General features: G+C 39.3%; 11 protein-coding genes. 8 read left to right on the top strand and 3 right to left on the bottom strand.

Translation table 11 applies throughout. The features are described 5' to 3' along the window. Positions 1–238: 238 nt before the first annotated feature. The 5 genes from H5161_RS16900 to H5161_RS16880 all read left to right on the top strand — a co-directional run bounded on the left by H5161_RS16900 (position 239) and on the right by H5161_RS16880 (position 6,946). Positions 239–943, top strand: a complete 705-nt coding sequence (locus tag H5161_RS16900) for a SapC family protein (RefSeq protein WP_024597622.1) — start codon at positions 239–241, stop codon at positions 941–943. A gap of 127 nt (positions 944–1,070) precedes the next feature. After that, positions 1,071–2,102: an isoaspartyl peptidase/L-asparaginase family protein gene (locus H5161_RS16895; RefSeq protein WP_029752414.1), complete on the top strand. Its 1,032-nt coding sequence runs from the start codon at positions 1,071–1,073 to the stop codon at positions 2,100–2,102. Between the two features lie 194 nt (positions 2,103–2,296). Further along, positions 2,297–6,184: an ATP-dependent RNA helicase HrpA gene (gene hrpA / locus H5161_RS16890; protein WP_182769732.1), complete on the top strand. Its 3,888-nt coding sequence runs from the start codon at positions 2,297–2,299 to the stop codon at positions 6,182–6,184. Positions 6,185–6,259: 75 nt separating this feature from the next. Further along, the gene (locus tag H5161_RS16885) at positions 6,260–6,640 is read left to right on the top strand and encodes a PleD family two-component system response regulator (RefSeq protein ID WP_024597850.1); all 381 of its coding nucleotides are present in this window, start codon (positions 6,260–6,262) and stop codon (positions 6,638–6,640) included. A gap of 9 nt (positions 6,641–6,649) precedes the next feature. Further along, positions 6,650–6,946 (top strand): PilZ domain-containing protein, encoded by a 297-nt coding sequence (locus H5161_RS16880; protein WP_149602406.1) that lies wholly within the window; start codon positions 6,650–6,652, stop codon positions 6,944–6,946. 30 nt (positions 6,947–6,976) lie between these two features. Here the strand turns inward: H5161_RS16880 and H5161_RS16875 are convergent, their stop codons facing one another. Beyond that, entirely contained in the window at positions 6,977–8,167 is a 1,191-nt protein-coding gene (locus H5161_RS16875; RefSeq protein WP_002961441.1) for a class I SAM-dependent methyltransferase, read from the bottom strand. A 140-nt stretch (positions 8,168–8,307) separates the two neighbouring features. Here H5161_RS16875 and H5161_RS16870 point away from each other — a divergent pair, with 140 nt between their 5' ends. Both H5161_RS16870 and H5161_RS16865 read left to right on the top strand, forming a co-directional pair. Beyond that, on the top strand, positions 8,308–8,964 hold the full coding sequence (locus tag H5161_RS16870) for an HD domain-containing protein (protein WP_039487345.1): 657 nt from the start codon (positions 8,308–8,310) through the stop codon (positions 8,962–8,964). Between the two features lies 1 nt (position 8,965). Then, complete coding sequence (locus tag H5161_RS16865; RefSeq protein WP_182696112.1) at positions 8,966–9,406, top strand: VOC family protein; 441 nt, start codon at positions 8,966–8,968, stop codon at positions 9,404–9,406. Here H5161_RS16865 and H5161_RS16860 read toward each other — a convergent pair. After that, the gene (locus H5161_RS16860) at positions 9,403–10,395 is read right to left on the bottom strand and encodes a two-component system response regulator (protein WP_182769731.1); all 993 of its coding nucleotides are present in this window, start codon (positions 10,393–10,395) and stop codon (positions 9,403–9,405) included. The two genes, H5161_RS16865 and H5161_RS16860, sit on opposite strands and share 4 nt — an antisense overlap. A 3-nt stretch (positions 10,396–10,398) precedes the next feature. Beyond that, positions 10,399–13,731: an MHYT domain-containing protein gene (locus tag H5161_RS16855; protein ID WP_182769730.1), complete on the bottom strand. Its 3,333-nt coding sequence runs from the start codon at positions 13,729–13,731 to the stop codon at positions 10,399–10,401. 316 nt (positions 13,732–14,047) lie between these two features. Here H5161_RS16855 and H5161_RS16850 point away from each other — a divergent pair, with 316 nt between their 5' ends. Continuing rightward, on the top strand, positions 14,048–14,746 hold the full coding sequence (locus tag H5161_RS16850; protein WP_182716748.1) for a M48 family metallopeptidase: 699 nt from the start codon (positions 14,048–14,050) through the stop codon (positions 14,744–14,746). Positions 14,747–14,780 lie beyond the last annotated feature (34 nt).

Genomic DNA, 14,780 nt, shown 5'->3' with positions numbered 1-14,780 from the left:
TGTTAACCAATGTTAATGAATAACTTTGGTTTGTATTAAAATTAACCATGAAGTGTGTTGTTTTTGAACAAAATTTATGAGTTTGAGCTGTATGTTTTTTAGCAACGTTCAGATTTAGTTAAATTTTATTTTTTCATGGTTGTTGTCATAAAAGTTTCCCTTCCTTTTTTAGCTCAAAAGCATTAGCCTAAAGGCATTAACAATGAAACATATAAATTAAAATAAACGGAGCAGTAACATGGCGGAGCAACAAGTACAGCCTTTACACAACGAAAAACATGCCAACACTAAAATTCAAAACGGCATCAATGTAGAATTCATGAAAACTCAACACTTAGTGCCAGTAGTTGCACATGAGTTTGCACGTGTAGCAAACGAGTTTCCAATGTCATTCGTTAAAAATAACGAAACCGGCACTTTTCAAGCAGTTGCTATGTTTGGCTTAGAGCCAGGCGAAAACCTTTTTGTAGAAGATGGTAAATGGACTGCAGCATTTGCACCTATGGCATCTACTCGTTACCCACTTGGTTTAGTTAAACACCCAGATCAAGATCAATACGGTATCGTAATTGACGAAGCAAGTGCGCTTGTTGGTGAAGACGAAGGTAACGCATTATTTGAAAACGGCGAAGAAACAGATTACCTAAAACGTCGTAAAGAAGCGCTAGTATCATTTATTGAGTTTTCTCAAGTAACTGAAGCGTTCACTAAATTCCTTGCTGATAAAGAGCTACTAATTGCGCAAACGCTAACAGTAGACATTAAAGGCGAGAAAAAAGACATCAACGGTATTTACCTTATCGATGAGAAAAAACTAAACGAGTTAAGCGATGCTGATTTCTTAGAGCTTCGTAAACGTGGTTACTTAGCACCAATTTACTCGTTCTTAACGTCTACTCACCAAGTAGCACGTTTAGCGCGTTTAAAAGCTAAACAAGCTTAATTACAAACACGTAAAATTTTAAAAAGCGCCTTAAGGCGCTTTTTTTATGCCATTAAACTCACTTTAGTTGAAATTAAGTCCGTAACCATTCACATTAGTTTATAACTTCCCCATAAAAGAACTCATTATGAAAACACCATTATTAGCGATTTTTGCGAGCAGCTTTGTTGCTTTAAGTAATAGCGCAGTAGCTGCAGAGACTCCTTTTGCCATTGCGATTCATGGTGGGGCAGGGACAATTGAAAAAGCACGATTTACACCCGCTCAAGAAAAAGAGTATCGTGCAAAATTAACGCAAGCAGTAGAGACAGGTTATAAAGTATTACACCAAGGCGGCGAAAGCTTAGATGCGGTAATTGCAGCAATTGCAGTATTAGAGCAATCCCCTTATTTTAATGCAGGGCGTGGAGCGGTATACACCTACGATGGCGGGCATGAGCTTGATGCATCCATAATGGATGGTCGAAACCGTGAAGCAGGCGCAGTTGCGGGTGTAAAGCATATTGAGAGCCCAATTAACTTAGCGCGTTTGGTAATGGATAACTCTGTACACGTAATGCTTAGTGGGCAAGGCGCTGAAGAGTTTGCTAAAGAGCAAGGTGTTGAGCTTGTCGAAAATAACTTATTTGATACCGAGCCTCGTTACAAAGCGCTTTTAAAAGCAAAACAAAAATTAGATAAAGCCAAAGCAACCAGTAAAGAGTACCAAGCCGCGCACAAAGCATTACCTAACTCTTACAAAATGGGCACGGTTGGCGCAGTGGCGCTTGATAAAAATGGTAATTTAGCGGCAGGTACATCAACAGGTGGTATGACCGCAAAACGTTATGGTCGTGTGGGGGATGCGCCGGTAATTGGGGCCGGAACATTTGCTGAAAATGAATCGTGCGCGGTATCGGCAACAGGGCATGGTGAATACTTTATTCGCTATAATGTAGCGAGCGATATATGTGCGCGAGTTAAGTACCAAGGTAAAACCATTGCTGAGGCAGGGGATGAAGTTATAAACGGTGTGCTTAAGCCTATTGGCGGCACTGGCGGCGTAATTATTATTGATACAAAGGGTAATATTAGCTTACCGTTTAATACCTCTGGCATGTATCGGGCAAGTAAATCGAATACGCAAGCGACCTACGTGGGCATTTTTAGTGACGAATAAGTCAACGTCATTTAATTTATTCAATGTAGTTAGCCCTGAAAATAATTGTTTAAAATAAATTTATTATTCACAGTTTAGTTCAATAGCAGCGTTTATATAACAAACAACCCCGCGTTATGCATTTTGTAGGATTAACCCCAGCCGTTTAATTTGATACAATTACGGCTCTTTAACTAATTTTATAAGGTATGCGGGTGGTAAACCTAGGTCAGTTGTTTGGCGAGCTAAAAACGTGCTTAAAAAAAGATCAATTCATTTTCAAAAAACGCTTACATGGCGTAAAAAAAATAACGGATGAAAACAAGCATGCCAACGCGCTTGAAAAAATAGCGGCTGATATAACCCGTAGCCAAGAATTACGCGATAAACGCTTAGCTGGCCTCCCTAAAGTGACTTACCCTGAGCAATTGCCGGTAAGTCAAAAAAAGGAATTAATTAAAGACGCCATTGCAAATAACCAAGTGGTTATTATTGCCGGTGAGACGGGCTCAGGCAAAACAACGCAAATACCTAAAATGTGTTTAGAGCTTGGTCGCGGTGTTGATGGTTTAATTGGTCATACGCAACCACGTCGATTAGCAGCGCGTACTGTGGCTAATCGTATTGCTGAAGAAATGAAGTGTGAACTTGGCCAGCAAGTTGGCTTTAAAATTCGTTTTAGCGATCAGGTATCTAATAATACGTATATTAAATTAATGACTGACGGTATTTTGCTGGCTGAAATTCAGCAAGACCGTTTTTTAAATCAATACGACACGATTATTATTGATGAAGCGCATGAGCGTAGTTTAAATATTGATTTTATTTTAGGTTACTTAAAAAACCTGCTTCCAAAGCGCCCTGATTTAAAAATAATAATTACCTCAGCGACTATTGATCCTGAGCGCTTTTCAAAGCACTTTGATGATGCGCCCATTATAGAAGTATCGGGTCGTACTTTCCCTGTTGATGTGCGCTACAACCCTATTACTGATATTAATAAAGATGATATGGAAGCGGAAGGCGATCAGCTACAAGGTATATTTGATGCCGTTGATGAGCTGTGTGCTGAAGGCCCTGGCGATATTCTCATATTTTTAAATGGTGAGCGTGAAATACGCGATACCGCAGATGCACTTAGCAAGCGTAATTTAAAACACACCGATGTATTGCCACTTTACTCGCGTTTATCTAACGCAGAGCAAAACCGTATATTTGCGCCGCATTCTCGTCGTCATATTATTTTATCGACTAACGTAGCCGAAACGTCACTCACCGTGCCGGGTATTCGTTATGTAATAGACCCAGGTACTGCGCGTATAAGTCGCTACAGCTATCGTACAAAAGTACAGCGCTTACCAATAGAGCCTATATCGCAAGCAAGTGCTAATCAGCGTATGGGTCGTTGTGGACGTGTTGAAGCGGGTATTTGTATTAGGTTGTACTCTGAGGATGATTTTTTATCGCGCTCAGAGTTTACCGACCCTGAAATACTACGTACTAATCTTGCATCTGTTATTTTACAAATGTTGGCGCTAGGGCTTGGTGATATGGCGCAATTTCCGTTTGTACAAGCGCCAGATAGCCGCAATATTAATGATGGCCTAACATTGCTTGAAGAGCTACAAGCGGTAAAACCAGCTAAACGCGATAGTAAAACCAGCCTAACGCAATCGGGCAGAGAGCTTAGTCGATTACCCGTTGACCCACGTTTAGCAAAAATGGTGCTAACAGCCCATAAACTTGGCGCATTGCGTGAAGTGATTATCATTGTAGCGGCGTTGTCTATTCAAGACCCACGTGAACGCCCACAAGAAAAACGTGCTGCTGCCAATGAAAAGCACGGTCGTTTTGATGATCCAGATTCTGATTTTATCGCTTTTTTAAACTTATGGAATTACTTAGAAGAGCAGCAAAGCGAGCTTACTAATAGCCAATTTAGAAAGCTGTGTCAAAAAGACTTCTTAGCCTATATGCGCCTGCGTGAATGGCAAGATATTGTTTATCAAATAAGTACTGTGTGTAACGAAATGGGCATGAAAGCAACCAGCCAAGCGGCTGATGGCGAACTTGTTCACAAAGCGTTATTAAGCGGAATGCTAAGCCATATTGGCTTTAAAGATGAAAAACAAATATACAAAGGGGCACGTAATAGTCAGTTTCATATTTTTCCAGGTTCAGGTTTATTTAAAAAGAGCCCCAAATGGATCATGTCGGCGGAGTTGGTAGAGACAAGTAAGTTATATGCCCGCACAAATGCAAAAATAGACATTAACTGGGTAGAGCCATTAGCACAGCACTTAGTAAAACGTAGTTACACTGAACCACATTGGGAGAAAAAACCAGGTGCGGTAATCGCGTTTGAGCAGCAAACTTTATATGGCTTACTTATTGTAAATAAACGCCGCTGTGTTTATAGCAACATAGACCCTAAAGTGAGTCGAGAGCTTTTTGTGCGCACTGCATTAGTTGAGCAAGAACTGGGCTTAAACGAGGGCTTTTTAGCGTTTAACCGTGAGCTAATAGAAGATATTCAAGTTCTGGAAAATAAGTCACGTCGTCGTGATATTTTAGTTGATGAGCAAACGTTATTTGAGTTTTACGATAAAAAAATACCCAAAGAAATTAATAACCGCGCTGCATTTTTAAAATGGTATAAAACACAAAAACAACAAAATAAGCATTACCTACACATGACTCGTGAAGAGCTAATGCAGCATGGTGCAAGTAATATCACTGAGTTTGACTACCCTGACACATGGCAGCAAGACAATATTATATTGCCGCTTGCTTATCATTTCGATCCAGGCCAAGCAGTTGATGGCGTTGCGGTACAAATACCGGTCGCGCTGTTGAATCAAGTGCAAGAAAGTGGTTTTGACTGGCACATACCAGCATTTAGGCATGAGCTAATAAGTGGGCTTATAAAGTCATTGCCTAAATCGCTTCGTCGTAATTTTGTGCCAGCACCAAACTATGCTGATGCAGTGCTGGCAGCTATTGAGCCAATGCAAGGGAGCTTAATTGATGCATTAACGACGCGTTTATTGAGAATGACAGGTGTAAAAGTTGATCCAGAGGCATGGGATTTAACCGCGCTTGCACCGCATTTAAGATTGCAGTTTGAAGTACGTGATGAACACGATAAGTTACTTGCACGAGGGCTTGATTTAGCCAAGCTCAAAGCAGAGCTGCAAGGTGAAGTAACCGAAACACTGTCTAAAGTAGCCGATAAAGGCATTGAAAAGTCAGACCTAACACAATGGGATTTTGGTGAGTTACCCGCTTCATACGTTAAAAAACAAGGTCAATATGAGATAAAAGCATACCCTGCGCTGGTGGATAAAAAATCAGCCGCTGCAGTGGAGCTTTTTGATAGCGAAGCAAAAGCGCAGCAAGCACATCAACAAGGTTTGCGCCGTTTAGTACTATTAAATGTGCCATCGCCAATTAAGTACTTACAACAAAACTTACCGAATAAGGCAAAGCTGGGTTTGTACTTTAACCCATTTGGTAAAATAGCTGATTTAATTGATGACTGTATTGCCGCAGGTGTTGATAACTTATTAGTAAAACACGGTGATATACGCGACGAAAAAGCATTTGAAACAGTAAAAGAGCAAATACGCGGTGAGCTGGGCGATGCCGTTGTATCGATTGCAACGCAAGTTGAGCAAGTATTAAGTATTGCTCATGCGCTGCATAAAAAAATGAAAGGGCGCGTTGATTTAACCATGATAACTGCGCACGGCGATATTAAGTCACAGCTTGAGTCACTTATATTTAAAGGTTTTGTGAGCGCGCATGGCTCAGATAAAATAGCGGATTTAATTCGTTATTTAAAAGCGATTCAAAAACGTTTAGAAAAGCTGCCTGTGGATCCAAATCGTGATAGGTTATGCGTACTAGAGCTAGATAAAGTTGCGCAAGAGTATAAAAAAGTAGTTAATAAAACGCCAAAAGGGTTGCCTATACCACAAGAGGTAACCGCTATTTTTTGGATGCAACAGGAGCTTAGAGTGTCGTTATTTGCTCAAACACTAGGAACGCCTTACCCAATTTCAGCCAAGCGGGTACTTAATGCGATAAAAGAGATAGAATAAAACTTGCATTTTCTATTAAGCTTAGTACCTTAATAGAAGGATTTATTTTTGTTTTGAAAAGGAAGCGACATAGTTATGTCCTCATCGATTGAACATAAAACAAAGCGACTTTTAGTGGTAGATGACGAGTATTTTAATTTTGAAATGCTCAAAGCCGCACTAGCGTCGAAATTTGATGTTAGTTACGCAGATTCAGGGCAAAGCTGCCTTGCGTCAGCAATTGCGAGTCCGCCAGATATAATTTTGCTTGATGTTTGTATGCCTGGTCTTGATGGTTATGATACATGCCGAATGCTAAAGCACACACCTGAAACAAAAAATATTCCTGTTGTTATGGTATCGGGCCTAGAGTCCCCATCTGAAAAACAAGCAGGGTTTGATGCTGGTTGTAACGCGTATGTTGTAAAGCCATTTTCAGTGGGTGCTTTGTTGGAAGAAATTAACACGGTTGTTTAGAGGTAACATATGTTTACTGATGATAAGCGAAATTTTAGACGCATGCAGATTAACACTCCTGCAAATTTAACAACGATAGAACCAATAGCGGGTTTAAATTTTGCCGCAGAGTGCGTGGATTTAAGTGCAACAGGTTTATCAATTCATTTAGATGAATTGCTTGAACCTAATACCTTGCTGACGGTGAACATTGATTCGACTCATCCAAGTATTGCGCCTTTAAATGCAACTGCAAAAGTAATACGTGCCAGCAAAGAAGATGATGGCACGGTAACAGCAGGTCTTGAAATCATTGAGTTTAACTAAATAGAATTCAGTTAAACTCAATAGTAGATATTAAAAAACCTTACAGATTAAGCCTTTTAAGTAAAAGCCTTCAGGGTAGCTGCCAGCAATTGGGTGATCGGCTGCCTGGTTTAATCGCTCCATTATCAGTAGGTCTTTACCTGCATCAAGTGCTGCATCGGCTACTACTTTTTGAAACAAGTTTTGTTCCATTAAACCAGAGCATGAGAATGTTAATAGTGTTCCGCCTGGTTTTAGTATTTGCATGGCAATCATGTTGATATCTTTATAGCCACGACACGCGCCCGTTAGCTGCGCTTTATTATCAGCAAATTTTGGTGGGTCCATTACGATGGTATCAAACTGTCTACCTTCGTCGCGGTATTGGCGTAATAATTTAAATACATCCTGCTTAACAAAGCTCACTTTGTTTAAATCTAAGTTATTATGCTCAACATTACGTTTTGCTGTATCTAAAGCGGGTTGCGATACATCTACGTTAGTTACATGCTCACATCCACCACGCAGGGCATACAACGAGAATGTACCTGTGTAACTAAAGCAGTTAAGGACAGTTTTACCTTTTGAGAAGCGCTCAAGTGCAGCACGGCTGTCACGCTGATCTAAGTAAAATCCTGTTTTGTGACCTTCAATTATATCAACTTCGATTTTTAAGCCGTTTTCTTCAATAAGCACAGGCTCTTTTGGTTCATTCCCCCAAAGTGCGCCTTTAATTGGTTCTAAGCCTTCTTTAGTACGTACATCTACGTCAGAACGCTCATATATGCTAGAGCCGGGGAAAATAGACATCAATGCGCCTACAATCTCGCCTTTATGGCGCTCGGCACCGGCGCTTAATAGCTGGCACACTAATACGTTGTCAAACTTATCTATTGTAACGCCTGGTAAGTAATCAGACTCAGCAGCACATAAGCGAAACCCTGTTAATCCGCCTTCTTCAATAACTTGGCTACGGGCTTCTAATGAGCGACGTAAACGGCGTTCAAAAAAGTGTTGATCGATGACTTCTTTTTCGTCAAAGCTCCAAACACGTGCACGAATTTGTGAGTGAGGGCTATACGCAGCAGTTGCTAAAAACTTACCTTCGCTGTCGTGAATCGTTACTGTGTCGCCTAATCCAGGTTTACCTTTAATTTTTTTGATGGCTTTTGAAAATAACCAAGGGTGTTTTCTTTTTAATGATTTATCGCGACCAGCTTGTAGGTAAACGGCAGATGACATAAGGCTTCTCAGTAGTAATAAATAAGCGCTGTATTTTAGTCAAGCAAGGAGCAACATACAATGAATGTTTTGCAAGGGGGGCATAAAGCACGGTAAAGTACGGATAATTCATTGATTAATTAGCTTTTTGGAACCTAACTTTGTCTGACGTCGCTTTAAGCCCTGATTTAGAAATACTTAACTCACAATGTAGAGGGTTTATCGCCTCTTTAGTGCATGCTGATGTTGCTCATGACATTACTCATATAGAGCGAGTGGTGCGTGTTGCAATACAGTTATGTAATGCGGAGCAGGCAAACATGTCAGTAGTATTACCTGCAGCGTGGATGCACGACTGTGTGGCGGTGGCTAAAAACCACCCTGATCGTGCAAAAGCCTCTACTATGGCAGCTGATAAGGCATTGGAGTTTTTAAAATCGATTAATTATGACGAGTCACTTTTTGATGAGATTCATCATGCAATTGCAGCGCATAGCTTCAGCGCAAATATAAAAATTAAAACAGTTGAAGCGCAAATAGTACAAGATGCCGACAGAATGGATGCGTTGGGCGCTATTGGCGTTAGCCGATGCATGAAAGTTGGTGGCTCAATTTCTCGGTTATTATATAACCCAAATGACCCTTTTTGTGTTGAACGCGAGGCTGATGATAAAACATACACGCTTGATCATTTTTTCATAAAGTTATTACATATTGCCGATAGTATGAATACCCCATCAGCTAAAGCAGAGGCGAATAGACGAACAAGGTATATGCATGAGTTTTTAGAGCAATTAAAGTCAGAAATTGGTGAGTAATGTGAATAATACAAGCATACCGAAATTATCTGGCATTGATCATTGCCATTTAAATGTTGATAACTTAGCTAATGCCGTTAAGTGGTATGAACGGGTTTTAGGTTTTAGCGTAGTGCCAGAGCTTACCTTTTGGAATGAGCATGGGCGAGGCCCTTTAACGCTTGAGGATGCTTGTTCAACCTCTCGTTTAGCATTGTTTGAAGGAGAGGGGCGCAGTAAAGGGATTGCATTTTTGGCCTCAGGGGATCAATTTATTCAATGGCGTATTCATCTTGAGAGTTTAAATATAAAAGTAGTTTTAGCAGATCATGGTGTAACGTTTTCTATGTACTTTAAAGATGAAAGTGGCAATAGCCATGAAATTACGTCACATGACTATCGTTATATAAAATCTTGTTACCCAAATGTTGAGCTTGGCTCTCACAGTGCTAAAAAGAATTAGCTTTCTTGATTTGCATTTTTTATAGCAATAATATCGTCTAAGTTTTTTACTAATAGCTCGATTAGAGCGGGATCGAAATGAGTTCCTGCTTGCTCTTGCATATGCAAAACTGTTTTCTCTACGCTCCAAGCCTCTTTGTAAGGGCGTTTTGAGGTAAGTGCATCAAATACGTCAGCTATAGCAACAATTCTACCTTCAACTGATATTTCTTCGCCTTTGATCCCGTTAGGATAGCCTGAGCCATCCCATTTTTCGTGGTGTTCAATTGCAAGTGTATGCGCAAGTTGTAGTAAAGGAGATGATGAGTTTGCTAAAATTTGCGCGCCAATGGTGGCGTGTTCTTTCATATGATCAAACTCTTCAGAGGTTAACTTTCCAGGTTTGAGTAGGATAGCGTCAGGGATACCTATTTTTCCTACATCGTGCATTGGGGCGGCTTGACGTAAAAGTTCTGCTCGTTGTTCATCCATACCTAGTGCTAACGCTAATACTTTACTGTATTGGCTCATGCGCACTATATGTTCACCCGTGTCGGTGTCTTTATATTCCGCTGCACGGCCTAGACGTTCTACTAAATCTACATGAGCTTGCTTTAATTGCTCTGCTTGTACTAGCGACAAGTGAGTATTAACCCTTGCTCTTACAATGGCAGGGCTTATTGGTTTAGTAATATAATCTACTGCGCCTAACTCAAAACCTTTGTATTCATCGCTTTCATCGCCAAGCGCAGTTACAAAAATAATTGGGATGTGTGATGTTTTAGGATTTCTCTTAACTATTTGGCACACTTCAAAGCCATTCATATCTGGCATCATTATGTCGAGCAAAATTAGCTTTGGTAGTTCTTTTTCAAGTAGTGCTAGTGCGGCATCACCAGATTTAGCAAACGACATACGATATTGATTACCTAACACTTCGCGCATTACTTTTAGATTTGCAGGCTCATCGTCAACAATTAATACCCGTGGCCTATCTGCCGTAAAATCCATTAATTAATACTCATTGTTTGTTAGTTTTTCAAGTAAGGTTTCTAGTATTACGTGTGCTTTATCAAAATCAAATTCATCAAAGGCTTCGGCTATATCATCAACTTCATTTTGAAAGGTAGAAGGTGCGCCGCGTTGCAACTTTGCGAGTAGTTCATCATTTAATTCTGCGTTTTGCGCATCTTGATGAAGTGTTTCACACAGTGACTTAATTTCATCTATTGATAGAGTGTCTGAGCTATCATCTTCAGGCTTGCTATTTGGCTCATCGCAAGTATTTGATGACAGCAGTTGCGTTATAATAAGTAGTTCGTTTTTGATATCGTCTAAAAGACTAATAACTTTAGCATCACTTTGCTTGTGCTCTAAATCGGTTAATAACTTCATTAACGTTGTTAGCCCTAAGTTACCAGCAACACCTTTGAGTGTGTGAATGAGGCTATCGACATCTTTTATGTTTGATAATTTATCATTAAATAATATCTCAAACCGCTTATCACTATCACTAACAAACTTAGTAATCTCTGTAAGTTGCTTACACTTAGAACCCCAAAGTGCTAATCCTTTTTCAAAATCTATATGCTGCGCTTTAGGATCGCTTTGCGATATAACCATTTCTTTTGCAATACCAAGCCCCAGCACTTGCGCTATTTCTTGGTTAAGCTGATTTATATCGACGGGTTTATTGGCAAAGCCATTCATGCCTGCTTTTTTAGCCGTAAGCTTATCTTGCTGTAATACGCTTGCTGTGAGCGCGATAATTGGCGTGTACTTAAGCTGCCTTTGGTTTTCTATTGCTCTTATTTTTTGTGCTGCTTGTATGCCATCACACAATGGCATATGTATATCCATTAATATGACATCAAAGTCTTGTTCTTCAAATACTTTAATCGCTTCAAGTCCGTTTGACGCTTTGGTAACTGAATGCTGATCTCGTGATAGAAGCAAAGACAGTAGTTCTGTATTTTGCTCTATATCATCAACTACTAGTACTCTAAGTGCAGGCAGTTGGGTGTGTAGACCATCAAAATAATCAATTTTAGATTCGTCACCTAAAGTAAGCGGCAATGAAAAGTAAAAACAGGTGCCTTTACCTAGCTCACTTACTAAGTTTATTGTTCCGCCCATAAGCTCTACAAGTTGTTTACTTATGGTTGTACCAAGGCCTGTACCACCAAAGCGGCGAGTAGTAGTGCCATCGGCTTGTTCAAAAGGTTGAAATACAGCTTGAATACGATCTTTTGCAATACCAATTCCGGTATCTTGCACTTCAAAAAACAGATGCTGATTTTGTGTCATGCCAACGGTGACCGTAACAGAGCCTTTTTCGGTGAACTTAATCGCGTTACCAATTAGATTAGTGAGTACTTGTCTGAGTCGATCTGGGTCGCCGTAGTACGTAGAACTTACTGATTCTTTAATATGGAGTTTAAGTTCTAAATCTTTCTTTTTAGCCTCTAACCAAAAAGTAGAAATAATACTGTCTATCACTGGTTTTAAGCTAAAGTGGACTGGCTCAATGGTCAGCTTACCGCGTTCTAGTTTTGCAGAATCGAGAATTTCATTTAACAATCTTAGCAATGAACGCGCTGCATTATTTACGGTAACCAAGTGCTTTTGTTGTTCTTGATCAAGTGGGGTGTCCATTAATAGATCGCTAAAACCTATTATAGAATTCATTGGGGTGCGTATTTCATGGCTCATATTAGCCATAAAAGATTGCTTTGCATGAGCAGCTTCTTCAGCTTTAAATTTAGCTTGCTCTAGTTTTTCTTCATATTCTTTGCGTTCAGTAATATCGACTAAAACACCATCAATCCACTTTGGGTTGCCTTGAGCATCAAAGTCGATACTCCCTTTATCTAACAACCACAAAATTTTGCCATTTCTATGTCTAATTCGGTATTCAATAGAATATTGAGACTTTGCATCAACAGCTTTAGTGACTTCATCAACTATTTGTTTTTGGTCTGATTTCAAGACCAAGTCATTAAACTCGATACAATGCTCTGTAAACTCATTTGGGTTATACCCTGTAAGCTCAATTATATTTGGACTAATAAATAACGTAGTCCAATTGTCATCAAACTTGCATCTAAACGCGACTCCGGGCATGTTATCGATAAGAGAGCGGTATTTTTGTTCTTTCTCTTCTAAACTTTGCTGCAAAGCGCGTTGTTCGGTCAAGTCGGTGATAAAGCCAACATATAAAGGGTTATGGCCCGGCTGATTTACTTCGCCTATACCTAAGCGAATAGGAAAAACATGTCCGTTCATGTGTTTTGCATATACATCACGGTTTATGCCTATTATTTTACCTAGATCAACATTGTGAGCATTTAAGAGGTATTCGTCGTGGTGCTTGGCAATGTTATCGTCCATTAGCATTTTTACGTTTTTGCCTTGAACTTGGTTTTCTTGCCAGCCAAAAATTTTACTTGCGGCTTCATTAAAACTTAAAATAATACCAGCATGGTCAATGGTAACAATGCCATCTATAGCGGTACCTAAAATAGCATTTAGACGGGATTCTTTTGCCGACTTCTCCTCAAGTAGCATGCGATAGCGAACCATACCATTTATTACACCAACCACGCTTGTAATCGCGATAGTTGCTGTGGCGACTGCAATGGCGATAAAAGTTAGTCCTGCGGTTGCGTTAGCATCATCATAGATTAGTGGCGATGTAGCTACAAAACGTGTAGCGGCCATACCCATATAGTGCATACCAGCAACAGCACACCCTAAAATAACAGCGCTAATTGAGTTATTTTGAAGAGGTGATAAAGAGGGTAAAAAACGCTCAAGATTAAAGCGACTGTAAAGGGCTATAAAGGAGAGGGCTATAGCAACAATGATTGATAACGAAAATATCAATGGATCATATCTAAGTAAAGGAGCAAGATCCATTGCAGCCATGCCGCTATAATGCATAGTGCCAATGCCAGCTCCTAGTAACACGGAGCAAATCGACAATACTTTTAGATTCCCTTTACTATTTACTAGCATTGATACAGCGTACTGACATGCTATAAATGCTGGTATAAAAGAAAGGAGAGTGATTGTTGGATCATAATCAATATTAGTACACAGTGAAAAGGCAAGCATACCAATAAAGTGCATACTCCAAATACCAGCCGAAAAAACAGTAGCAGCGGTCACGTTTGCTAAACGTTGGTAGCTAGGAAATTGAGTTTCTTTTGCGAGATTTATAAGTCGAATGGTGAAAAAGGCTGCAAAAATAGCAATTAGCAATGACATTGAAACTAATAGAGGATCGTAAACGCCATTAATGATTAAGCTAGGATCTTGGTCTGTGATAAAAAAAGCTGATAACATAATGGCTCAAAATATAATCTTTATTTATCAAGTTTAATCTAATTAATTAATTAATAAACCGTTAATTCAATGAAGTGAATAAAATAACGAATTTATTACTTTTCGTTTTCTTTTATTTATCAGGGATTAGTTTTTTAGTTGGTGTTTTTTATTCTAATGTATTGCCTTTAACGGGGCTAAGTTCGATTTATATGGTCATATTTAAGTTTCTATCGAGCAACCTTAAGAAAACTAATGAATTGGCTTAACTAAGCGAAAAGTACACTTTATTTGGTTTTATTAATTGCTGGTGAATTTTCTCGTAGCAATATCATTAATGAGTATGAAAGTGTTTGAATATCAGTTAAAGAAAAGTATAAAACGTAAAACGGTTGCCATTAAAGTACATAACAAAAAGGTGACTGTATATGCCCCTCAGTTTGTTAGTAATAAACACATTCAAGAATGGCTTTTTGATAAGCAGGTGTGGGTAAATGCTCAATTAACTAAACAGCACAATATTGCTGATAGCAGACAGAACCCGCTCAAAGACAAACAAATTTTAATCTTTGATAGCATTATAAACATAGAATTTAAGCAAGGTACTAAGTCCGAAGTACTAAACTGTAACGACAGCTTGCTTATTACACACTCTTCGCGCGTTAAAAATACTTCGCAAAAATATCAGCAACTTCTTGAAGAATATTTAAAAGAGCAACTAACTGCATATATAGAAATGCGTTTAGCGTACTTCTGCGCACAAATGGGTGAAGAATTACCTACGAGTCTAAAAGTAGCTATTTATAAGCGAAAGTGGGGAAGTTGTAATAGTAAGCGAGAGCTAACATTTAATTTGCATTTAATCGGAGCCCCTTATCATGCTATTGATTATGTGATTGTTCACGAGTTAGCGCATTTACGTCACTTAAACCACAGCAAAGCTTTTTGGCAACACGTTGAGCATTTTTTTCCTAATTATAAAGCATCATCAACATGGCTAAAGAAAAACAGTATGAGTTTACAATGGGTGTTTTGAAGTTAACCTGAATATAGGAATATAGGAATATAGG

Origin of the sequence: Pseudoalteromonas sp. SG43-5, from assembly GCF_014164345.1 — a bacterium.
GTDB classification, from domain to species: domain Bacteria; phylum Pseudomonadota; class Gammaproteobacteria; order Enterobacterales; family Alteromonadaceae; genus Pseudoalteromonas; species Pseudoalteromonas distincta.
This window is presented reverse-complemented; position numbering and strand designations above follow the sequence as displayed.

What these genes read in the sequence shown, in the direction of transcription:
- H5161_RS16895 (WP_029752414.1), top strand. Translation starts at nt 1,071, where the DNA reads ATGAAAACACCATTATTAGCGATTTTTGCGAGCAGCTTTGTTGCTTTA.
- H5161_RS16855 (WP_182769730.1), bottom strand. Translation starts at nt 13,731, where the DNA reads ATGTTATCAGCTTTTTTTATCACAGACCAAGATCCTAGCTTAATCATT.
- H5161_RS16850 (WP_182716748.1), top strand. Translation starts at nt 14,048, where the DNA reads ATGAGTATGAAAGTGTTTGAATATCAGTTAAAGAAAAGTATAAAACGT.
- H5161_RS16885 (WP_024597850.1), top strand. Translation starts at nt 6,260, where the DNA reads ATGTCCTCATCGATTGAACATAAAACAAAGCGACTTTTAGTGGTAGAT.
- H5161_RS16860 (WP_182769731.1), bottom strand. Translation starts at nt 10,395, where the DNA reads ATGGATTTTACGGCAGATAGGCCACGGGTATTAATTGTTGACGATGAG.
- H5161_RS16900 (WP_024597622.1), top strand. Translation starts at nt 239, where the DNA reads ATGGCGGAGCAACAAGTACAGCCTTTACACAACGAAAAACATGCCAAC.
- H5161_RS16875 (WP_002961441.1), bottom strand. Translation starts at nt 8,167, where the DNA reads ATGTCATCTGCCGTTTACCTACAAGCTGGTCGCGATAAATCATTAAAA.
- H5161_RS16880 (WP_149602406.1), top strand. Translation starts at nt 6,650, where the DNA reads ATGTTTACTGATGATAAGCGAAATTTTAGACGCATGCAGATTAACACT.